Source organism: Marinifilum breve, assembly GCF_003202155.1.
Taxonomy (GTDB): Bacteria; Bacteroidota; Bacteroidia; order Bacteroidales; family Marinifilaceae; genus Marinifilum; species Marinifilum breve.
Genome location: NZ_QFLI01000013.1, coordinates 65,347 through 88,887 on the forward strand (window position 1 = coordinate 65,347; position 23,541 = coordinate 88,887).

The following is a 23,541-nucleotide window of genomic DNA, read 5'->3' on the forward strand; positions in this document are numbered from 1 at the left end:
GTTTGTGTTTGGGACTTATTGGTTTTAATGTTCTGAATTATTCTCGTCGTTATTAAGGATTGCAAAGTGAAGTTATTAATGTTTTAATATCTTGCTATGCAAAAGATTTATGTTGTAGCTATTATGCTACTAATTTCAGTGACTTTCGTTAATGCACAAAATGCTGTGCTAAAAGGGGTGGTAACCCAAAAAAGCAATCAACAAGCAATGCCAGGTGCTAGTGTTTATTTCTCAGGCACTACTACAGGAACAGCAACCAACAACAAAGGTGAATACAAGATTAAGAATTTAAAGCCTGGTGATTACGATTTGGTTGTATCCTTTTCGGGATATAGCCGTCAAAAGCAGAAAATTACCCTTAAGGAAGGTATTAATGTTCTAAATTTTGCAATGGTGGAATCCAAAAGTCAGTTGGGAGAAATTGTTGTAACCGGAACAGGTACAGCTCACCATTTAAAAACAGCTCCCGTTCAAACTGAATTGATTGGTAAAAAAGCCATTGCTAGCTCTGGAGCTTCAGATTTTAATGAGTTGATGATGAGTGTAAGCCCATCATTCGATTTTAATCCAGGAACCATGGGAGGAATGATGACCATTAATGGTTTGGGTAACGATTTTATTCTCGTTCTTGTTGATGGCAAACGCATGTATGGAGATGTTGGAGGAAATACCGACCTAAACAGAATTAATCCGGATGATGTTGAGCGCATTGAAGTTTTAAAAGGTGCATCTTCTTTACTTTACGGATCGGATGCCATTGCGGGTGTTGTGAATATCATTACTAAAAAATCAAAACAGAAGGTTAATATTTCTAATACGAGTCGTATTCGTGAGCATAGAACTTACCAACAAAGCAATGCTATTGATCTAAACTTAGGTAAATTCTCATGGAATGGAAATTTTAATCACAAAAGAAGTGATGGATGGAAATTAAGCCCCTTTGAAATAGATGATGATGAGTTGGTTGAAACAGATAAAAGAGCTCAGTACGAGTACAATGACTTTACATTCGCTCAAACTTTAAAGTTCCGTGCTACTAAGAGATTGGAAATGTATGCAGGAAATTCATTTTTCAAAAAGCATGTAAAAAGACCTACTTCTATTTATAAGTATGGTTATTTCTATACCGATAAATCTTTTGAGGTAGGGGCAAAGTATTTATTAAATAAGAAAGATTACGTATCGGTTGACTATAACTTTGATCAATACAGATACTATTACAGATACAATCAAGATTATAAAACTTTTACCAAAAGCGATAAGGAAATTCAGAATGATCAAAGAATGAGCAATTTTAGAATGAAGTATGTAAATGTCATTTCTAAAAATAACACGCTTACTTTAGGTGCTGATTATCTGAAAGAGAAGATGGTTTCGGAAGATCGTTTGGTAAATGGAAAGGCAGATGCCAAAACAATTGCCTTATATGCTCAGGAAGAAATTAAATTACTAGAAAAACTTCAGTTGGTAGCAGGAACCCGTTACGTAAAACACAATGAATTTGGTAGTGCTTTTACGCCTAAAGTATCTTTATTGTACAAACTAAATCATTTTAACTTTCGTGGAACTTACGGATTTGGCTTTAAGGCTCCAACCGTAAAAGAATTGTATTACGCTTACGAAAAACGAGGAAACCTTTATTTGGGTAACGAAGATTTGGATCCTCAGAAATCAAGATATTCTTCATTGGGAGTAGAGTTTCATAATGATTTTCTTTCAGCAAGTATTACTGGATACATCAACAAAGTTGATGATCTGATCGCATACGAAACCGTGGATCTATTGCCAGAGGACAAAGAAAATAAAATCAAAAGAAGACGCAAGCATTACAATGTTGATGAGTCAAAATCTCAAGGGATTGATTTCTTATTGAACGCAAAATTAGGAGCAGGCTTTACTCTTGGAGGTGGATACAGCTATGTTAATGCCAAAGATGAAACCACAGGTGAAAAGTTAGATGGAGTTGCCGAAAACTACGGAAATGTTCGTTTGGCTTACGATCGTTCATGGAAGAACTATTCCTTTAATGCTACAATTTTGGGACGTATTCAGGATGAAAAATCATATGACAATGGAGAAGATAATGCCAAAGGATACGATTTGTGGAAACTTACCACGAATCACAAGTTTTTAAACTTTGGTTCATTCATTTTAGAAGCTCAACTTGGGGTTGATAACATTTTCGATTATGTAGATGATAGTCCATATGGTTCGCATTATGGAACCATTAATCCTGGACGTACATTTTTTGCTGGTATTAAAATCAATTTTGCGAAATAGTTTTGAAAGGATTAAATAAATACCTCATTCAAATCCACAACATATCAGGTTCATTATTGAGCCTGATGTTTGTGGTTTGGTTTATCTCAGGAATCGTCCTTATTTTCGATGGTTTTCCTCATGCTTCTCGCAAAGATCGATTTTTACATCTTACCGAGTTTAAAAAACAGGATTTTGAGAATTTACAAGCTCCTCCCATATCTTTCAAAGGGAAAGTGGCATTGGAACTATGTGATGGAAAACCTGTTTATAGAGTCAAGTCAGGCCGAAAAGCACAAAAAACTTATGATGCCATAAGTTTAAAGCCAATTGCTTCTTTTGATGAAAATCATGCCAAAAAGCTAAGCTCATCTTTTAACGGATATCCTGCAAAGAAGATAGAAAAGATAAATGAATTGGACGACTGGATGCCATGGTCTTATTATCGACCTTTATTGCCATTGTACAAATGCAAAATGAGCGATCCAGCACACACTGTTTTATACATTTCAGAAAAAACTGGAGAGATTGTTCAGGAAACCAACAGAAGAGCCAGATGGAGCGCTCGTTTTGGAGCAATTCCACATTGGATTTACTTTAAGAAACTACGATTGGCAAAGGATACCTGGAAGCTTGTAGTGATTATTTTGTCTTCTATTGGAATTATCATGTGTCTAACTGGAATATATGTTGGATTTCTACGTAAGAACAATCGCAAAAAGAAGGGAATTACACCTTACAAGAAATTTTGGTACAAATGGCATCATCTTACAGGCTTCTTTTTCGGTCTGTTTGTATTTACATTCATATTGAGTGGCTTTTTTTCATTGGCCTCAGTTCCCGATTGGATGGTTGGAGTGAATTCAGAAGAGAAAATCGACATTGAATGGAATCAAAAGTTAGATTTATCAAGTCATAGAAATACATTGCCAATTGAAATTTTTAACGCTTTGAATGATAAGGAAGGTGTTCGCAAAATTGAGTGGAAGACCGTTTTAAATACTCCTCAATTCAGAGTTTATTACAAGGATTATCAAAAATCAAAAGTTTATACTTTAGAAGATGATAGAGTGATTCCGCAAAAGCAATTTACTTTAGCTGATGTCAAACAAAAGTCTGAAGAGAAATTTAAGAATACTAAATTCTCTGTAGTTGAGCAGAATGATTACGACAATTATTATTCTGGATCAGCTATGTATTATTTGCCGACCTTTGCCTATAAAATAGAACTTGCTGATGAAGCCAATACCTGGCTGTATATTGATCCTGCAAGTGGAGAACGCATTAAAAAATTAACTAAAAATACACGATTACGCCGCTGGCTGTATCGCTTTTTTCACACATTGGATTTGGCCATTTTAAAGCAAAATGATACGCTGAGAAAAACTCTTTTAATTCTCTTATCATTGGTTGGGTTAGCGGTTAGCATTACAGGCTTAATGCTTTCTTTTAAATGGTTCAGGAGAAATTATAACAAACTAATTAACACTAAAAAATAATAGCACTATGAAACGAATTTTGCTTTTAAGTATATTTTTCTTGTTGATATTGAATGTGCAAATGACATATGCACATAAAAAAGTAGAGGACAAAAAAGGCATTCTTTTGGTAACTTTTGGAAGCAGTTATCCTGAAACCAGAGTTGCATTTGAGAATATAGATAAAATTGTAAAAGCCGAGTTTCCAAATGTGGAGATTAGATGGGCTTACACTTCAAAAATCGTTAGAAAGATTTTAAAGAAACGAGGAGAGAATATCGATTCTCCTGCTGAAGCTTTGGCTAAAATGGGAGAGGATGGGTTTACTCATGTTGCGGTTCAATCTTTACATATCATTCCTGGCGAAGAGTATGATAATTTGAAACATACCGTTGAAGTTTTCAATGGGATGCCTAAAGGAATTAAAGCAACAGAGATTGGAGCTCCATTGCTATTTTTAGATCATGACCAGATGCAATTGGCGGATGCTTTACATCAAAAGTTTGAAAGTAAATTGAATTCTAACACAGCAGTTCTGTTTATGGGACATGGTTCACATCACCAGTCGAATATTTATTATCCTGGATTTGAATACTACTTAAAGCAAAAATCATATCAATACTTTGTAGGTACGGTAGAAGGTTTTCCTTTGTTGGATGCTATTCTTCCTCAGTTAAAATCGAAAGGAATTAAAAAGGTAATCCTAACTCCTTTTATGTCGGTAGCTGGTGATCATGCAAGAAATGATATGGCTGGAAGTGAAGAGGATAGTTGGAAAACCATTCTTGAGAAAGAGGGATTCACTACAGAAATTGAAATGATTGGTTTGGCAGAATATGATGATGTTGTTGACATTTGGGTAAAACATTTAAAAGAAGTTTGCAAAGATCTACATGCAAGAGACTAGTATCATGCGAGTTGTTTTATTTCTTGCGTTCTTATGCAGTTTATGTTGCAGCAGTGCCCAAGAAATTGAAGATTATCAATTGGTAGGCTTTCGCTCATACACCTATAATGTAAAAGGAGAGAAGGTTGAGAAACGAACTTTTGATTCAAAACAAAAATTGAAAAGTTTTGTTCGATACATATTTGATGACAATGGGAATAAGATTGAAACTCTAAAGTACAATCACGACACCATTTTACAGACTCGTTACATCTACATTTATAACAGAGAGAATGTAAAAGTTAGAAGTTTAAAGTTGAATTTTTCTAAGAATGCCGAAAGTAGTAAGGTTTATATCGTAAATGAAAACGATAAAAATGTGAGAACCGACTACTTTGATCAAGGTGGATTAAGTAAATACACATTAATAAGTTATACGGATAAAGGTGAATATGAAAGTCGTAAAACATTTAATAAAAGTGATGATTTGCTTTCGAATACTGGTTATAAATACAAATATGAGAACAATAGAGTTTCCGAAAAGCTAAGGTTTTCAGGAGAGAAATTGGTATCAAAAACTATTTATAAATATGATGAAAAAGGGAATAAAATTAGTTATTCTATTTTTAATCTTTCGGGCAGAAAATCAAATAAAAAGAGGTTGTATCAATACAATTCAAAGGGACAATGTATTGGTTCCAAAGTTTATGAATCGATAAAATTATAAACAGATGAAGAGAGCTGTATATATTTTGATGCTAGGATTAGCGGTATTTATGTTTTCGTGTAAAAACAAAACTGTAAACTCCTCAAATAGTAAGGAAAATGAACAGGTTGTTGATATTCAATTAAAACACGCTAAAGAATTCAAGATTGAAAAACATTCTGACAAAACCGTTATAAAGATTCACAAAAAAGGAGAAGAAGGTGTTTTTGACACTTTCAATCTTGTAAAGAATAAGGCAAACACCAAGGGTCTTGCAAATAGCATTCCGGTTCCTTGTAAGAGAATTGTTTGCTTGTCGAGTACACAGTTAGGTTACTTTTTTGCATTGGATGATATCGATGATATTGTAGCCATAAACAGCAGTCGATACCTGCGACATGAAGGAATGAAAGCCTTGGTTGAAGCCGGAAAGGTGAAAAGAATTGGAAAAGAAGGAAACTTTAATCTTGAAATGCTTGCGGCTCTAGATCCGGATGTAATATTTGTATCTCCGTTTAAAGTTGGAGGCTTCGATGTTTTGAGAAATCTAGGAATTCCCTTGGTGCCAATGGCTGCTTATAATGAAGAAACTCCATTGGGAAGAGCAGAATGGATTAAAATGCTTGCGCTTTTTGTAGGGCAGGAAGAGAAAGCGGATTCTATCTTTAATGGAATAGAATCTCGATATCAAAACCTAAAAAAAATTGCCTCGAATGTTGAAAAACGACCAACAGTTTTCTCTGGAAAAATGAGATCGGGAAGTTGGTATGTTCCGGGAGGAAATAGTTTTTATGCGCACTATTTTCGCGATGCAGGGGCTGATTACATCATTAAGGACAATAAGCAAGGAGCTTACCCGGTAGATTTTGAAACCATATACAGCAAGGCTTCCAATTGTGATTTTTGGAGAATTATTCATCCCGAAAAATCTGGTTTAAGCCTGAAATATTTAGGTGATCAGGATCCAAGATATATGGATTTTAATGCATTTCAGAATAAGAATGTAATTTTGTGCAATATTCGTGAAAAGCCATACTACGAACAGGCAGGTATGAAACCTGATGTTTTATTGGCAGATTACATTCATTTTTTTCATCCGGAATTGTTGCCGGAGCATAAACCTTATTTTTACGAAAGGCTGAAATGATCCATAAATTAGGAAGAATATCAATTGTAATTACACTGGCAACACTGTTGCTGGTTTTTCTTGTTTTATTGAACCTTGTGTTGGGCTCCATACACATCCCTTTGTCGGAGATTAAAGCAATTCTGTTTACCGGAGAAGAGGTAAATAGAATTTATGAGAACATTATTCTTAAAACAAGATTGCCTCAAACCATAGTTTCTTTGGGTGCAGGTATGGCCTTGGGAGTGGCAGGTTTGTTGATGCAAACTTTGTTTCGAAATCCCCTTGCCGGCCCGTCGGTTTTGGGAATTTCATCAGGTTCGAGTTTGGGTGTTGCTTTTGTAATGCTATTTACTGGAAATATTTTGGGATTTACTTTTACCAGCTTGGGGGCTTGGGGAGATTTTGCAGTTGTTTTTTCATCCTTAATTGGAGCGGCTTTGGTTTTGGCTTTGATCCTGTTTATTTCGCATCGCATAGGAGGAACTTTAAGTGTCCTGATTATTGGTGTGATGATTGGATACCTAAGCAGCTCACTGGTAAGTTTGCTAAAATTTTATAGCCCGGAAGAAGATGTTTACAATTACGTGATTTGGGGGTTGGGTAGTTTTAGCCGTTTGGCAACCGAGCGTGCAATGATGTTTGGTTTAATTACCGTAATTCCTTCTGTATTGGCAACATTTTTAAGCAAGCCCTTAAACCTGTTGGCTTTGGGAGATCGATATGCTTCTAACCTTGGATTGAATATCAAAAGGGCACGTTTTTTAATTATTGCCTTCTCGGGATTTTTAACCGCCATTGTGACTTCATTTTGTGGCCCCATAATTTTTATAGGTGTTGCAGTACCGCATTTGGCCAAGTTGTTATCGAAAACTTCAAACCATTTTTATTTGATATTGAATGCAGCTTTGCTGGGAGCAGCAACCGCCTTATTGTGTAATCTTTTGGCACGAATGCCGGGAATGGAGCAGGAAATGCCTATCAATTCGGTAACTGCATTTATTGGAGCACCGGTTGTGATTTGGGTAATTTGGAAGCGTAGAAAAGAAAATCGATTGGAATAGTTATGGCAGGGAAAGAGATTCTACATATCAACAAACTATGCATAGGTTACGGAAAAGGTAAGCGTGCGAAGGTGGTGCATGATCAATTGCAAGCTAAAATGTTCGCTGGCGAATTGGTTTGTCTACTGGGAGAGAACGGAACAGGAAAAAGTACTTTAATTCGTACAATTTGCGGATTTCAACCTGCATTGGGAGGGGAAGCAAGTCTTCTTGAGAAAGATTTATTACAGCTTTCCGAAAAGGAATTGTCGACAATGGCAGCTGTAGTACTTACCGATCGTGTAATTGTGCCCAATGCTACCGTAGAGGAATTAGTAGGTTTGGGAAGAAGTCCGTATACCGGAACATTTGGCATCTTGAATGATGAGGATAAAGATATTGTTCACACTTCCATTAAGAAATGTGGGATTCTGCACAAGAAAAAAGAACGATTATCGAATTTGAGTGATGGTGAAAAGCAGAAGGCTTTCATTGCAAAAGCTTTGGCACAGGATACCCAAATCATTATTCTTGATGAGCCAACTGCCTTTTTGGATATGCCCGCTCGTGTTGAGATTATGCAATTGCTAAGACAAATTGCAAGCAATTCAGGAAAATCAGTTTTGATGTCGACCCACGATTTGGATTTGGCCTTACAAATGGCAGATAAGTTATGGCTACTTTCAGCAGACAAAGGATTGTTGACAGGAACACCTGAAGATTTGTTATTGAGAAATGAATTTCAAACCATTTTTCAGAATAAAGGAATTGAGTTTGATAACAAAACAGGACTGTTTAGGGTTGGCTATGATTGTAATCGGGAGATTCCAGTAAAAGGTCACGGCTTTGAGTATGTATTGCTTAGAAGAGCCTTTGCCAGAAATGGAATAAAAACCATTCGCAAATCAGAAGAAGATACCACATGGCTAGAAGTGTGTAAAAATGGAAGTATAAGTTTTAAATACTTCGAGAATGGAAAATGTGTGGGACAAGAGAAAACCATTGAGAACTTACTAAGGCTAACTTTAAATAATCGGTAATGATAGTTGCAGCAATAAGTTCAAAAAGTAGAATTGGCGATGTGGAGTTTAATCTATCCACCACAATGGATTGGATTAAAAGCTTCGACGCACAAGGAGTAGATTTTATTTTGTTCCCGGAATTGAATTTGTCTGGCTATATAAGAGATATTGAGATTCTAAAAACGGTATTGAAAGAGAAAGAGGATGTGTTTACATCTTTATTGGAAATATCGAAGAGTACGAATTTGGCATTTGCAGTAGGATTTCCAGAACAAGAAGGAGAAAAATATTTTATTACTCACTTTGTGTTTGAAGGAGGGAAGATCATAGGAAAACATAGAAAAACACATGTAAGCATTACCGAAAAAGAGGTTTACTCAGAAGGGGATGAGATAAATGTATTTCCCGTAAAGGATATGCGCTTAGGCATTCAGATTTGCTACGAAACACATTTCCCTGAAATCAGTGCCATTCAAGCACAAAAAGGAGCCAATGTATTGGCAATGGCCTTTGCATCTCCAAAAGAAACTTGTCAGGATAAAATTGAAAGGTTCAAAAGATATATCCCCGCAAGGGCATACGATAATGCTTGTTTTGCCATGATATGCAATCAGGTTACCACAAATGATAGAGGAACGGTTTTTCCTTGTGCAAGTTTGATTATAGATCCCAAGGGAAAAGTGATGTCAGAATCATTTGTTGAAGAAAATGAATTTGCTATGGCAGAAATTGATATCAGTGAAATCAAGAGGATTAAGGAATCGAAGATGGCATTTTTTAATGCTCATAAACGAACGGATTGGTTGAGAGAAAACTTTAAAAGTTGATGAAGTTTTCGAAATAGACTAATAGTGTAAAAAGAAATAGGACATAGCTTAATTTAAAGTTCTCCCCTTCTAGGGGAGATCCCGACAGGGAGAGGGGTGCTTTGTTGAGTTTCTTATTTCACCCTTTTGTCTGTCGACATTTTGTTCACGTTTAGTTTTATAATAAATGTGTTCACGAGCTCCGCTTCGCTGCGGTTCCCTGAAAGGGAAAAACTCCTCTCGAAAAGGAGATAACAATTTTGAATGGGCAAAAGGATATAAAAGTAATTTTCAAACTTAGATTTGAATGATGAATAAAATAGATACAAATGCATTTTTAATTGCTGCACCAAAGAGTAATTCGGGTAAAACCATGATTACACTTGGTTTAATGCAGGCCTTGGTGAATAGAGGATTAAAGGTTCAGCCCTTTAAATGCGGACCAGATTATATCGATCCCATGCACCATACTAAAATTGCAGGGCAGCCTTCCTATAATCTGGACATGTGGATGACCGATGAGGCTCATGTTCAGCAAACATTTACCCAGCATGCTGCCAAGGCAAATGTTTCCATTGCCGAAGGGGTAATGGGTTTGTTCGATGGTGCTCAAAAAGATGTTGGCAGCTCGGCGGCAGTTGCCCGCTTGCTTGATTTACCGGTTATTCTGGTGGTGGATGCATCGAGTACGGCTTATTCTGTAGCTCCTTTGTTGTATGGATTCAAGAATTTCGATAAAAGGATCAATTTGGCAGGTGTTATTTTTAATAAGGTGGCCAGCCAGTCGCACTTTCAGTTTTTAAAAGAGGCTGCCATCGATGCTGGTGTTCATGTTTTGGGATACATGCCACGCGATCAGAGATTGGCCATAGAATCAAGACACTTGGGCTTGCACCTTCCGGGTGAGAATCAGAATCGTGAAATTGTAAATATTGCGGCCGAATTGCTGGAGAATCATGTTGATATTGACCTGCTTCTGAAAATTACGCAGAAGGAAATTCAGCCATTAACAAATCAAGAATTAAATATACAGAAGCGATTCAAAATTGCTTTGGCTCACGATGAGGCTTTCAACTTTTCCTATCAGGCAAACCGTGATGTATTGGACGAATTGGGAGATTTGGTAGAATTTAGCCCCTTGAATGATAAAGAATTGCCCGAGGCAGATTTGCTTTGGTTGCCAGGTGGATATCCGGAGTTGTTTGCACAGCAGTTGGCAAACAATGTGAAAATGAAAAAGGCCATTGCCAAGTATATTGACAGCGGTAAAGCTTTAATTGCTGAGTGTGGGGGAATGATGTATCTGGGAAAAAATATCATTACCAAAGAAGGAGAAACATACCCAATGACTGGTGTTTTTGATTTTGATACTTCCTTTGAAAATATGAAGTTGCACCTGGGATATCGCGATCTGAAAGGGAGTGATATCAGTATAAAAGGCCACGAGTTTCACTATTCCAATTTAATTGGAGAAGAAAAAGCCAGTGCCGATTATCAGGCCAAAACAGCCAGAGGGCGCGATGTGGAAATGCCAGTGTTCAGAAGAAAGAACTGTTGGGCTTCGTACATGCACCTGTATTTGGGAAAGAGAGATAAAATGTTGCAAATGATAAAAGAGTTGGGGTTATGAGTTTGGGAAAATTAATTGGAGTGGCATTGGGACCTGGTGATCCGGAATTGATTACCCTTAAAGGTTTAAAGGCGCTTCAGAATGCGGATCTTATTTTTTATCCGGCATCGAGCATAAAGGAATCGAAAATAACTTCCTTTTCATACGATATATTAAAGCAGTTGAATGTAGAAACCGAGAGTTTGCCGCTTGTGATTCCCATGACAGGGAAAAACAGGGAGATGCATTACCAAAAAGCCTTTGATGAAATTCATAAGGAATTAAAAAAAGGAAAAAATGTAGCTGTGGTTTCTGAAGGTGATGCTCTTTTTTACAGCACTTTTGGATACATTTTAAAAATAGCACAAGAAGCAAATGTTGATTGTAAGGTAATTCCGGGAATACCTGCTTTTATTGCTACAGGTGCCGAAGGCGAAAAACCGGTTACCGAAGGGAATCAGGCCTTAAAGGTAATTGCCCGACCAAATGGTTTTGAAGAAATAGAAGAAGCTTTGAAAGAAAATCAAACACTGGTTGTAATGAAAATGAGTGTGCTCGATAACTGGAGCGATTTTCTGGAGAAACAAAACAGATCATTTTTTTATATCGAACGTGTGGGAACACCGCAACAGTATTCCACAAGCAATGTTCAGGATTTAAAGTTGCGAACAATACCTTACTTTTCATTAATTATAATTTATGCCTAAGAAAATATATAGCATAGGAATTGGACCGGGAAATGAGAAATTCCTTACTCCACAGGCTTTGCAAGCCATTCAGGAAGCAGAAGTAATTGTTGGTTACAGCTTTTATTTTGAACACATCAAGCAGTTATCGGGAGGAAAAGAGCTGATTGATACGGGTATGAAAAAAGAGCGCCAACGCGCTGAGAAAGCATTCGAAATTGCCGAATCGGGAAAAACCGTAGCTGTTATTAGTAGTGGTGATTCTGGAGTTTACGGAATGGCTCCTTTGCTTTGGGAAATGAAAGCCGAAAAAGCTTCGGATGTTGATTTGGAAGTGGTTCCGGGAATCTCTGCCATGTTTGCGGCGGCATCTAAACTGGGAGCTCCTCTGGGTCACGACTTTTGTTCCATTTCCATGTCGGATTTGTTAACTCCGTGGGAAAAAATTGAGAAAAGAATTGTGGCAGCAGCCGAGGCTGATTTTGTAACAGCGGTATACAACCCGCTAAGTAAAGGAAGATTTTGGCAGTTGATGAGGCTGAGAGAATTGTTCCTGGAAGTGCGTTCGCCGGAAACTCCTGTTGGAATTGCACGAAATGTGGGAAGAGAAGATGAGAGCATCGAGGTGATTACCCTTGCCGAATTGGATGTGACCAAAGCCGATATGTTTACCGTTATTGTGATTGGGAACAGCCAAACTTTTAAAGCTCAAGGTAAGATGGTAACACCTAGAGGTTACTATACCAACCAAAACAATAGCAAGGATAAGCTTGGGCGCCGCATTATGAATGCAAGTTTCCAAACTATTTTGGATAATATTGATATCACAGACAAATCATTGGCTCATGTTTGGGTGGCATTGCACTGTATTCACACTACTGCCGATTTTAAATTGAACGAATCGGTTGAGCTCAGCAATAATGTGGTGGAGGAATTGCACAAGAAATTTTATTCGGGAAAACCACCGGTTATTGTTACCGATGTATCTATGGTTACAAGAGGAATTCGCAGGGCAACGGCAGCCAAATTAGGTCTTGAAATAAAATGCTATTTGGATGATGAGCGTGTGACTGAAATGGCCAATCAGAAAAATATTACAAGAACTCAGGCTGGAATACAGCTGGCGGTAGAAGAGCATCCCGATGCCATTTTTGCATTCGGAAATGCACCAACTGCATTAATCGAGTTGATCAAATTAATCCGAAACGGAAAAGCAAATCCTGCAGGTGTAATTGCAGCTCCTGTTGGTTTTGTAAATGTGAAGGAAAGCAAATGGCAGTTAAAATATGGTTGTCCCGATGTTCCTGCAGTTTTTGTAAATGGCAGAAAAGGAGGTAGTAACGTGGCAGCAACCATTATCAATGCCATTTTAAGCTGGAGCGAAGCGGAACAAATGCATCCGGGTGAAGGTTTGTAGATTTTAGGTATTTTAAAAAGTTAATATTTTACTTTACCTAAATAGGCAAACAGCAAAAAAATAATTTTTCGTGCTTTCCTTAAACAGGCAAAGGTCAAAAAGTCAACTTTTCATGCTTTCCCTAAATAGGTAAACTGCGAAAAATCAATTTTTCATACTTTGCTTAAACAGGTAAAGGTTAAAAATTGAATTTTTTGGGCTTTACCCAAACAGGTAAGGGATATAAAGTCATATTTTGAGTTTTGCCTAAACAGGCATCGCGAAAAAAGAAAAAAAGCTTTACCTAAAAAAGCATAGTCTAACAAGAATTTTTCCAATAGTTAATCTGCGAGCAATCAAAGAAATAAACATGAAAATAAGCATCATAGGAATATCAGATTTAACTCCTGATTTTACAAAGAAAGAGTTGACTCTGATTCAATCGGGAAAATATTTTGCAGGAGGAAGTCGTCACCGCGAATTGGTGGGAGATTATCTGCCAGAGCAACACCATTGGCATGACATTGTAGTGCCCTTGTCAACACTATACGATGCCATAAACCATTCCAACAGCGATTGGATTGTGTTTGCATCGGGCGACCCATTGTTTTATGGAATTGGCATTACATTAAAACGTGAGATTCCCAATGTAGAGCTTGATATTCTTCCTGATTTTAATTCTCTGCAACTGTTGGCGCATCGTTTTAAATTGCCTTACGGCGAGTTTCAAACCATTACGCTTACCGGCCGATCTTTCGAACGATTCGATCAGGCATTGATTAGAGGTCAGGAGAGAATGGGAGTTCTTACCGATAGAAAAAATACGCCAAAAAGCATTGCCGAGCGAATGTTACAATACGGATATTCGAACTACAAAATGTACTATGGCGAACGCCTGGGTGGCGAAAGGGAAGTGGTGAAGGAGTTGAGTTTGGAAGAAGCTTTGGTTTTGGATTTTAATCACCCGAATTGCTTTTACCTGGAAAAAACCGATGAGGCGATTCCTAAAAAAGGGATTAAGGAAAGTGATTTTGAACCCTTGGAAGGTCGACCAAAAATGATCACCAAAATGCCCATTCGTTTGGCAACCCTTGCCTTAATGAAATTGCAAAGCAAGAAAGTATTTTGGGATGTGGGAGCATGCACGGGAAGTGTTTCCATCGAAGCTCGATTGAACCATCCGCATTTGAAGGTAAAATCTTTCGAGATTCGTGAAGAATCCAGAGGAATCATTCAGCGCAATACAGAAACCTTTCAAACGCCGGGAATCGATATTTTTATTGGGGATTATTTGCAAACCGATAAGAGTGAAATTGAAAAACCAGATGCCGTTTTTGTCGGCGGTTATGGTGGAAAAATGGATGCGGTTTTGGATGATATTCATTCGCATTTGTTTGAAAGAGGAATCATAGCTTTTAACTCGGTGAGCGAAAAAAGCAAATTGGGATTTAAGCAATGGTGCGAAAAAAAATCCTATCACATAAGGCATGAAATGCTGGTGAGTGTTGATGAATTTAATCCGATAACCATTTTAGTTGCACAAAAAACTGAAAAGTCTCAATCTTAAAAAATAAAGAAGTACATGTCAAAAATAATAATCACACATTCCGATAAGGGAGAGGCGCTTGCTAATCACATTGCCAATAATGGATTTGAGGCTGATATTATGCGCTCGCCAAAGAACTACGAAGAGCTTTGGAATAAATATGAAGCGCTAATTTTTATTGGAGCTTTGGGCATTTGTGTGCGCGAAATAGCTGCATTTTTAAATGATAAAAAAACAGATCCTGCGGTGATCAATATCGATGCCAACGGACAATTTGTTCAGCCTGTGGTTTCAGGACATTTGGGTGGAGCAAATCAATTGTCTGAAGATATTTCTCGCTTGTTGGGAGCAACTCCTGTTGTTACTACCGTTAGCGATACATCAGGATTGTGGGCATTGGATTTATTGCCGGAAAAACACAATTGGACTCTTGAATGCAAGGGCAAGCTTACCCAATTGATGGCAGCTTTTGTGAACAAACAAAAAACTGCTTTGCTGCTTGAGGTACGCGATAAAGGAAGCTTGATTTTGGAGACGGAAAAACCAGATCATGTTGATGTGTTTTTTAGTGCGGATGAAATCAAGCTGGAAGAGTACCAGCTTGTTTTGGCAGTAACACCATTTGTTCATGATTTTGGAGCCAAAGTGATTTATTACCGTCCTAAAGTTTTGCAATTGGGCTTAGGTTGTCAGCGCGATCTTCCTTTTGAGGCTTTCGAAACAGAATTGCTTTCGAAATTGGAAGAGCAGCGAATTTCTCCACTCTCTATTGCTGCAATCGGAACGGTTGACTTAAAAGCCGATGAAAAGGCATTGATTGAACTGTCCGAGAAATGGAACATTCCAATGAACACATTTGGCGAAGAAGTATTATCACAATATGATATTCCAAATCCATCGGAAAAAGTAAGCGAGGTAACGGGAAGTTATAGCGTTTCTGAGGCTGCGGCCATGCACCTTTCGGGAAATGCTTTATTGGTTGAAAAACAAAAAGCAAAGGCAGGCGATAAGCACTTCACGTTTGCTTTGGCAATGGATAAGAACAGCGAACGAAAAGGTTTTGTAGAGTTTGTTGGGGCAGGTCCTGGCGATCCGGAACTGGTTTCGGTTCGTGGAAAAAGAATGCTTCAGTCGGCCGATATGATTCTGTATGCAGGCAGCTTGGTTCCAAAAGAATTGACCAATTATGCAAAGCCTGGATGTGTGGTAAAAAGCTCGGCTGGCATGGATTTGATTACACAGATTGAAAGCATGAAGCCATACTACGATCGTGGATTGTTTGTGGTGCGTTTGCATACTGGCGATCCTTGTATTTATGGTGCCATTCAGGAGCAAATGGCCATTATGGATCAGTTGAAATGGAGCTATCACATTACTCCGGGAATTTCATCATTCCAAGCGGCAGCAGCAGCTTTGGAATCTCAGTTTACCATTCCGGAAGAGGTGCAAACCATTATTCTGACTCGTGGTGAGGGAAGAACACCAATGCCTGATCGTGAGCAATTGAACAAATTGGCCCAATCGCAAAGTACCATGTGTATTTACCTGAGTGCTTCCATTGCCGAGAAGGTTCAGGCGCAACTTTCGGAGCATTATCCACCGGAAACTCCTGTGGCGGTTTGCTACAAACTAACCTGGAAGGATGAAAAAATCTATCGTTGTACACTGGAAACATTGGCAAAAACTGTAGAAGAAAACAATTTGAAAATGACTACCATGATTGTTGTGGGGAAAGCCATCGACAATCGATCGGGATTTTCAAAGCTGTACGATAAGAAATTTACTCACGCATTTCGCGAGGGAAAATAGATTGTAAAAACTTTCATGATGGAATGAGAATAACCAGCCATCATGAAAGTTTTACCTTATTGTGTGAATGAGGAATTAGAATTACCTGATTGACGCTAATCACTTTGCTTTTGTATTACAGGACTTTTCTACTCTTTCACTATTCCAACTATTCAAGACTTTACTGATATGGTACTAATTTTTGGCGGAACAACAGAAGGAAAAAGAGTTGCTGAACTATTCGATATTATAGGGCAGCAATATTTTTATTCCACAAAAACCGATTCGCACAAACAAATTAAAGGCGAGCGTGTTTTTGGCAATATGGACAGTTCAAAAATCAAAGAGTTCTGTCAAGATAAAGGCATTCGATTGATAGTTGATGCAGCTCACCCTTTTGCAGTTTATTTGCATGATAATATTTATCAGTCAGCTCAGGAATTAGGAATTGCAAGCATTCGTTACGAGCGAAAGTTTCCAGAGATTAAATCTTCGATACATGTTCGTTTGTTCGATTCCTACGGGTGCATGACAGAAGCACTTTTGCAAGAAGAGTATCAGAATATATTGGCCTTAACAGGTGTTCAGACCATTAACAAACTAAGGCCACTTTGGGATAAGCGAACCTGTTATTTTAGGATATTGGATACCGATCTTAGTCGTCAAAAAGCAAGGGAAACCGAATTGGATTTCCAGTTTGTGATTCCCATGGATCCAAAGGCAGGTGCTGAGGAATTGGCGATTTTAACAAAGAAGCTGAATGCAGAAATTCTACTTTCGAAAGAGAGTGGAGAATCGGGCTTGTTTGAAACGAAAGAGAAAGTTGCCGAACAGTTGAATATTCCTTTATGGGTAGTGAAGCGACCAGAATTGCCTGCTTTCGATTATGTGGTGGATGATCCCAAATCTTTCCTGCAGCAATTTTATCAGGTTAAGAAAACGAGCTTAAAGATTGAAGGACAATTGCGAAGTGGATTTACTACCGGAACCTGTTTGACTGCGGCCACAAAAGCTTGTTTTATTGCTTTGGCAGAAAATAAATTCCCTCGATGGGTTGAAGTGGAATTGCCGGGAGGAGAAAAAGCCAGGTATGCTATCTTTCCTGAAAACTTATCAAGTAAATCAGCTTCCTGTGTAGTAATTAAAGATGCAGGTGATGATCCAGATGTGATCCATGGCAAAGAGATAGGTTGTGAGTTGTCATTTTCTGAAAATCCAGGAGTTCAGTTTGAAAGAGGAAAGGGTGTGGGAGTGATTACTTTACCTGGTCTGCAAGTTCCTGTTGGTGAACCTGCCATTAATCCGGTTCCCCGGAAAATGGTGTCCAATGTTTTGGAAAAATTGTCTGATCAATACGAAATGGAATTGGCTTTTAAGGTGAAGGCATTTATCCCGGAAGGAGAAGAGTTAGCCAAACAAACCTTTAATCCAAGAATTGGAGTGGAAGGTGGCATTTCAATTATCGGAACCACAGGAATTGTAAAACCTTTATCGAATGAGGCATTTTTAGCCAGCATCAAGCAGCAGGTGAAGGTGGCCAAAGGGAATGAGTGTAGTGAAATTGTGCTGACTTCTGGAAAGAGAAGCGAAAACCGCTTGAAGGAGAATTTTCCAAATCTTCCCTCAGTTGCTTTTATTCATTTTGGAAACTTGGTTGGCGATACCATTCAATTGGGTGTTGATGAGGGAATGGAGAGAATCAATGTGGCCATCATGTTTGGAAAATCGGTAAAGTTGGCCGAAGGAAACATGAATACCCACAGTAAGAATGTTGTTTTTAATGCAGACTTTGTTGCCGATTTGGCCAAACAAACTGGATATTCTGATGAAATCCAAAATCAAATCAAGGAATTGAAATTGGCCAATGCCATTTTGGATATCATTCCTTTTTCGGAAGATGAACCTTTTTACAATTTGGTAGCTCAGAAATGCTTGGAAAATTGTCAGCAACTACTGAATGACTCATGTTCAATTCAGCTATTCCTTTTGGTAGGTGATGAGGGTATGATTATCGCAAAATAAAATTGATAATTCATGCATGTGATAAGCTGATCATTTTTGTAATTTTAGTAAAAAATAAACTCTGATGCACAGATCCATAATTTTACTACTATTACTTCTGGTAAATATCAATTTATCAGCTCAAAATGTAGATATTCTCTACTTTACCGATGCTCATCGTATTTTTCCTGTTGATGATGTAGAAGGAGGCCGAGGTGGGGTGGCGCGTTTGAAGACCATTGTAGATGAAAGCAAATCGGATAACTCAAATACCCTGGTAATTCATGGTGGCGATTTGTGTGGAGGCGTTCTGTTTGGCGGAATGTACAAAGGCCTGCCCATGATTGAAGCTTTCAATGAAATTCCTGTGGATATCTGTAATTTTGGTCAGCATGAATTTGATTTTGGGGTAGATCACACCTTGGAATTATTGAGTAAATCAAAATCGCAATGGTTTAGCTCAAATCTGAAAAACAGAGATGGTGATACTTTTGCCAATTTGCCAAATTACCTGATTAAAAAGATGGGAGAAATTAGAATTGCATTTATTGGTTTAACCGATGCGATGAATTCTACCATGAAAAGCAATCGGGTAATTCAGGAAGATTTGTCTGTTGCGATTTCCGAACTTATTGAAGAACTGCAAAATGTTGACTTTTTAATCGCTATCACTCAAGCGGATTTAGAAACCAACCGAAAGCTTTTGGAACAATTTCCTGATATCGATTTGGTGCTTACCGAGGAACAGTATGAATACGAAAGTAATGTATTCTACAAAGGGAACAAGCCCATTGTGGCTACAGCAGGGAACATGAGTTCGGTTGCCAAAATCAGTTTGCAAAAAGATGAACGGCCTTTGATTGATATCATACCATTGGATAAAAATATTGCATCGGAGAAGTATTTGCGTGATATGGAAATCTTCTATAAGAAAGATATGGAACTTAAATTGGCTGAGAAGATTTCTTACTTGGAAGTTCCATTGAATTTTAGAGATGGAATTACCAAAGAGAGCGCGGCTGGTAATCTGGTGAGTGATGCCTATAAGGAATGGCACAAGTCTGACGTTGGTTTAATCAATGGTGGAGGAATTAGAGCTGATATTCCCAAAGGTGATTTTACTTTAAAATCGGCCCGATCCTTATTGCCATTTGGTAATAAAATTTGCCAGATTCTGATAAAAGGAAAGGAGCTTAAATCTTTGCTAAAGAAATATGCTGGCAATACCAAAGGGCAATTGATACATGTGTCAGGCATTTCGTATCAATACGATCAGAAAACAGATTCAATTCAAGTAAAATGGAAAGATAAGGTACTTCCTGATGATGAATTGCTAACTGTTTCTTTGAATAATTACTTTCTGAAAAAGCTTGATGTGGAATGTGATGTTTTAATTGATGAAACAGATGCAAATGCCAAGGAAGACTACGAAGTATTGCGTCAGTATTGCAAAAAGCAAAAAGCCTTGCACCCAAAGGTACAAGGCCGATTTGTTATTGTTCGTGAATAATTTAAAGATTCAAACTAAGTGTAAGGTGAAAGCTTCTTCCTGGCGCATAAATTGCCTGATTACTGCCTTTTACCGATCGACTTAAGTGTTCGTAGTAAGCTTCATCGAATAAATTTCTGATTCCTCCAATGATCTGAAAATGATCGGAAAACAGATAGCTTGCTTTAAAATCGAGAACTGTAAAATCAGGCGTTTCTGTTTCGCCATAATTTTCTGCGATTCGTCCCTGTTTGGCTGCATATCTTAGCATCAATTCAGGAGTAAACTTTTGCTTGCACAAATGAGCTCCCAAGCTGTATCTGATATCCAAAGGAGGAATTTCAGGCAATGGCTGATTGATCTCCTTGTTTTTACCGTAGGTATAAGCCAGGTTTAATCTGTGATATAAATTATTTGTGATGGATTGATTAAAACCAATTTCAAACCCTCGCATTACTGCTTTATCGATATTTGTAAACTGTTTTATACCAGGAGCACTTGCCATTAATGGATCAACATCCGATCTAATTTCGGAGCTGATGTAATCTCTCAACCAGGAATTAAACAGGTTAATGTCCAATGAAAAATACTTTGTTTTCCAATTTATATTGTAGTCGAGTTGATAGTTAATTTCCGGATCTAAATCAGGATTGCCAATTCTTTCGTATGGATCAACATCTACGGGAATATGGTTGATGAATCGTTCGGTTAAGCTGCCACTTCTTTCAGCTCTTCCAAACCAAATTCCCATTCTAAGATTTTCCGATAGGTTTTTGCTTGCCCCAATGCTAAACGAAAAATTCATTTCGTCGGAAGGGTCTTTAGAGTTGGTAATTACAAAGTTTTCAGCTTCATCTTTACTTTCAGCAGAATTGTGTTCTAATCTGCTTGAAGCAATAAAATGTGTTTCATTTACAGAGAAATGATACTCCCCAAAAACACCTAACTTTTCAATTTTACTGTCTTGCCAAATATTGTCGTAAGCTGTTTCCCCAGCCATTGGTCCCATCAGCATTTCACGAGAACGGGTTCCATCTGCTTCCTCCGATTTGTAATCGATACCTGCAAATAATGAACTTTCCTTAAATTGAAAAGCTGCTTCCGATCTGAAAGCATAGTTTTTTGTTTCGGCTTTTGTAATGGCATTCACTTTTCGCGGATTTAAATTCTTTGTAAGATTATCCATTTCATGATCAACGAATGATGCATTTGCCGATGTTGAGATAGAAGCCAAGGCTGAATTTTTGAAAGTGATTTTGTGCCCCACACTTATCATTTTGGTATCGTCTTCTCGCAAATCCATATTTAAAGCTGGAAAATCAACATCTTCGGCATAGTTGCTATTGGCAGATGCTTGGATATTTTGAGAATTGGAGAGTTTAAAATTGGCTGCAAGTCCAATGTTTCTTCTGTTAAAACCTGAAGCCACCTTATCGCCATTGCCATCTTCATAATCCGAACCCTCGCTGTAGGCTCCAAAAACGCCAAAGTTGTAGAACTTGCCTTTTGCACCTGCTAATGCTTCGGTTCTGAATATTTCTCCGTTGCTTTCGTAGCTTCCGCTTGCACGACCAAATGCACTGGCTTTATCAGCAAATCCATTGGTTGATGATTTGAAATGGATGCTGCCAGCAAAAGAATTTCCATATCGCAGCGAATGTGGTCCTTTTGTGATTTCTACCCTGTCGACCATATTTAAAGGCACCTGACTAATGGGAGGATCCATTCGGTTGGGACAAGCCGCAGTAGCGCTCATTCCATTATCCATTACAATGTTTAACTGATCGTACTTAAAACCTCGCATTACCGGGTCGAATCCATAGCTTCCGCTCTTACGGATTCCACCAATTAAACCCGATTGACTTAAGAATTCACCAGCATCATGCGAAAGTTTATCGCTTGAACTAATTTGCATGGTTTCCGATTCTTTTGCAGTCCTTTTTCGGGCAATAATTGTGGTTGGTAGTAAGCTAACGTATGTTTTACTCATATAAATCTTGCCCGATTGCAAGGCCGTTTTTATTTCGCTATTGGTAAACGAAATTTTCCCATAGTTTACATGCGATAAGTAAAGCTTTTCTCCTTCAATATATTCGATCGTAAATTCTCCATTGGCATTGGTATTTCCTTTCTGGTTTTGATAAAGAAAATGAGCTAATGCAATGGGATGTTCTGTTTCCAGATCTAAAAGCTGAATGCTTTTTTGTGAGTAGACCTGTATACCTAAAAGTATAAAACAGGTCAGCAATATGTGTTTCATGTGTTTAAAATTAGCTCCAAGACACAAGCATCAAGCTCCAAGTCATAAAAATATCATGCTTGTATGCGTCAAAATACTTTTGTCATGGATGTTCATCCTTTAATTTGATGTATTCAATATTGCTGTATGTATTCAGTTCTGGGTACATACAATTACACGATGGATAAAATATGCCATCGTTATTCGATAAAATTGAAAGGATTAAACTCGAGGAGGATGAAAAACATCGGAGATGCAATTTCTTGGTTTGTGATTGAATTTATACAAGGAAGAAGCATCTACAACTTTTGTTTTAGGTTGTGGAAGTATCTTGCTAGTGATTAATATGCAGTTCTGAATTTCTTTTTCGATGTTTATTTTTTCCTTTTTCGATTTCTGCTCCTCTTGCTTTTTGATTTGCTTTTTCAGGTGACACTTTCCATTACACTTCATCTCTGGTTTGTCCTTATTTTCACAAATCTCGGCAAAGAAATCCTGATTGATTTTGAAATTCAACACTATAAAAGCGATCTCAAAAGTTTGGAATGAGAACAAAAGCAGGAGTATGTATGTGAATAATTTTTTCAATAGGAATAATAACAGACAAATGTGTATTAAATATACAAATCTTTTGGATGTAATCATTCTGGAAACTTTCGAAAGATTATCCATATAGATAATTCTATCCAATGAATATTTTATTATTCAACGAGTAGGAATTTGAATTTAGGGAAGGTTTCCACAAACAATTTTATTAAATGAATTGATGTTTCCAATGGAAACAGCTTGATTTTTTAGAAGTAGATTTTCTATTGACAATAGGTTAACTTTTTGGAAGTAGTTTTTCCCTTGGAAATAGCTTGACTTTTTGGTAGGAAGTGGTTTTTCCCATGGAAATAGCTTGACTTTTTAGTGGGAAGTAGATTTTCCAATGGAAAAAGGCCAACTTTTTGAATGAAAGTAGTTTTTCCATCGGAAAGAGGCTGACTTTTCGAACGGAAGTGTAATTGTCATTGGAAATGCACAATTTTTTCGAAAAGCCAGTTTAGAATATCAAGACAATAAAAAAGCCTACCACATTATGTGATAAGCTTGTAATATTCTTAATCGAATTTGGCCTTATAAATTAATTACCTTATCGGCATCGGCCTGGAGCGTTATAATGTCTGGCATGCTACCAACATTACCAACTTTTACTTTATCCAATAAATTGTAGTGATCAAGACAGGTTTTGCAAGCCAGCATGCTTACTCCTTTGTTTGCCAGATTTTGCAATCCTTCCAAGGCAGGTGAATCTTCACAAATCAACTTTACGCCAGCGTTGTAGAATACAATTATTTTCGGTAATCTGTTTTCTGCATCCAATAGTTTAAAGTAATTGCTTGCCAATTTTACGCCCAATTCTTCACTTCCGTTACCCATTCCATTTTGAGTAACTTGAATTAATGTATTTCTGTGCAT

General features: G+C 37.7%; 18 protein-coding genes. 15 read left to right on the top strand and 3 right to left on the bottom strand.

Going from position 1 to position 23,541, the window contains the following annotated elements:
* Positions 1 to 96 precede the first annotated feature (96 nt).
* From DF185_RS21060 to DF185_RS21130, 15 genes are all read left to right on the top strand, one after another.
* Positions 97 to 2,280, top strand: coding sequence for a TonB-dependent receptor (locus DF185_RS21060; protein ID WP_110363388.1), 2,184 nt, complete (start codon positions 97 to 99; stop codon positions 2,278 to 2,280).
* A 2-nt stretch (positions 2,281 to 2,282) separates the two neighbouring features.
* Positions 2,283 to 3,758, top strand: coding sequence for a PepSY domain-containing protein (locus DF185_RS21065; protein WP_110363390.1), 1,476 nt, complete (start codon positions 2,283 to 2,285; stop codon positions 3,756 to 3,758).
* Between the two features lie 7 nt (positions 3,759 to 3,765).
* Positions 3,766 to 4,644 carry a sirohydrochlorin cobaltochelatase gene (locus DF185_RS21070; RefSeq protein ID WP_110363392.1) on the top strand — a complete coding sequence of 293 codons (879 nt, stop codon included), beginning with the start codon at positions 3,766 to 3,768 and terminating at the stop codon, positions 4,642 to 4,644.
* On the top strand, positions 4,631 to 5,350 hold the full coding sequence (locus DF185_RS21075) for a hypothetical protein (protein ID WP_133250116.1): 720 nt from the start codon (positions 4,631 to 4,633) through the stop codon (positions 5,348 to 5,350). Before DF185_RS21070 ends, DF185_RS21075 begins: the two co-directional genes overlap by 14 nt.
* A gap of 4 nt (positions 5,351 to 5,354) precedes the next feature.
* Complete coding sequence (locus DF185_RS21080) at positions 5,355 to 6,476, top strand: ABC transporter substrate-binding protein (RefSeq protein ID WP_243421809.1); 1,122 nt, start codon at positions 5,355 to 5,357, stop codon at positions 6,474 to 6,476.
* Entirely contained in the window at positions 6,473 to 7,519 is a 1,047-nt protein-coding gene (locus tag DF185_RS21085) for a FecCD family ABC transporter permease (protein WP_110363402.1), read from the top strand. Before DF185_RS21080 ends, DF185_RS21085 begins: the two co-directional genes overlap by 4 nt.
* 2 nt (positions 7,520 to 7,521) lie before the next feature.
* Positions 7,522 to 8,538, top strand: coding sequence for an ABC transporter ATP-binding protein (locus DF185_RS21090; protein WP_110363404.1), 1,017 nt, complete (start codon positions 7,522 to 7,524; stop codon positions 8,536 to 8,538).
* Positions 8,538 to 9,347 (top strand): nitrilase-related carbon-nitrogen hydrolase, encoded by an 810-nt coding sequence (locus DF185_RS21095; RefSeq protein ID WP_110363406.1) that lies wholly within the window; start codon positions 8,538 to 8,540, stop codon positions 9,345 to 9,347. Before DF185_RS21090 ends, DF185_RS21095 begins: the two co-directional genes overlap by 1 nt.
* A gap of 286 nt (positions 9,348 to 9,633) precedes the next feature.
* Entirely contained in the window at positions 9,634 to 10,956 is a 1,323-nt protein-coding gene (locus DF185_RS21100; protein ID WP_207784719.1) for a cobyrinic acid a,c-diamide synthase CobB, read from the top strand.
* Positions 10,953 to 11,642 carry a precorrin-2 C(20)-methyltransferase gene (cobI, locus tag DF185_RS21105; protein ID WP_110363410.1) on the top strand — a complete coding sequence of 230 codons (690 nt, stop codon included), beginning with the start codon at positions 10,953 to 10,955 and terminating at the stop codon, positions 11,640 to 11,642. The genes DF185_RS21100 and cobI overlap by 4 nt, the downstream gene beginning before the upstream one ends.
* Positions 11,635 to 13,038, top strand: a complete 1,404-nt coding sequence (cobJ, locus tag DF185_RS21110) for a precorrin-3B C(17)-methyltransferase (RefSeq protein WP_110363412.1) — start codon at positions 11,635 to 11,637, stop codon at positions 13,036 to 13,038. Before cobI ends, cobJ begins: the two co-directional genes overlap by 8 nt.
* Before the next feature lie 349 nt (positions 13,039 to 13,387).
* Positions 13,388 to 14,584 carry a precorrin-6y C5,15-methyltransferase (decarboxylating) subunit CbiE gene (gene cbiE / locus DF185_RS21115; RefSeq protein WP_110363414.1) on the top strand — a complete coding sequence of 399 codons (1,197 nt, stop codon included), beginning with the start codon at positions 13,388 to 13,390 and terminating at the stop codon, positions 14,582 to 14,584.
* A gap of 15 nt (positions 14,585 to 14,599) precedes the next feature.
* On the top strand, positions 14,600 to 16,372 hold the full coding sequence (gene cobM / locus DF185_RS21120; protein WP_110363416.1) for a precorrin-4 C(11)-methyltransferase: 1,773 nt from the start codon (positions 14,600 to 14,602) through the stop codon (positions 16,370 to 16,372).
* 168 nt (positions 16,373 to 16,540) lie between these two features.
* On the top strand, positions 16,541 to 18,373 hold the full coding sequence (gene cbiD, locus DF185_RS21125) for a cobalt-precorrin-5B (C(1))-methyltransferase CbiD (RefSeq protein ID WP_110363418.1): 1,833 nt from the start codon (positions 16,541 to 16,543) through the stop codon (positions 18,371 to 18,373).
* A 64-nt stretch (positions 18,374 to 18,437) separates the two neighbouring features.
* On the top strand, positions 18,438 to 19,862 hold the full coding sequence (locus DF185_RS21130; protein ID WP_110363420.1) for a bifunctional metallophosphatase/5'-nucleotidase: 1,425 nt from the start codon (positions 18,438 to 18,440) through the stop codon (positions 19,860 to 19,862).
* Between the two features lies 1 nt (position 19,863).
* On the opposite strand, the gene DF185_RS21135 is transcribed toward DF185_RS21130, so the two are convergent.
* The 3 genes from DF185_RS21135 to yedF form a co-directional block, all read right to left on the bottom strand.
* Positions 19,864 to 22,101, bottom strand: coding sequence for a TonB-dependent receptor domain-containing protein (locus DF185_RS21135; RefSeq protein ID WP_110363422.1), 2,238 nt, complete (start codon positions 22,099 to 22,101; stop codon positions 19,864 to 19,866).
* 201 nt (positions 22,102 to 22,302) lie between these two features.
* Positions 22,303 to 22,599 carry a hypothetical protein gene (locus DF185_RS21140; protein WP_133250117.1) on the bottom strand — a complete coding sequence of 99 codons (297 nt, stop codon included), beginning with the start codon at positions 22,597 to 22,599 and terminating at the stop codon, positions 22,303 to 22,305.
* 600 nt (positions 22,600 to 23,199) lie between these two features.
* Positions 23,200 to 23,541: a sulfurtransferase-like selenium metabolism protein YedF gene (gene yedF / locus DF185_RS21145; protein WP_110363426.1), complete on the bottom strand. Its 342-nt coding sequence runs from the start codon at positions 23,539 to 23,541 to the stop codon at positions 23,200 to 23,202.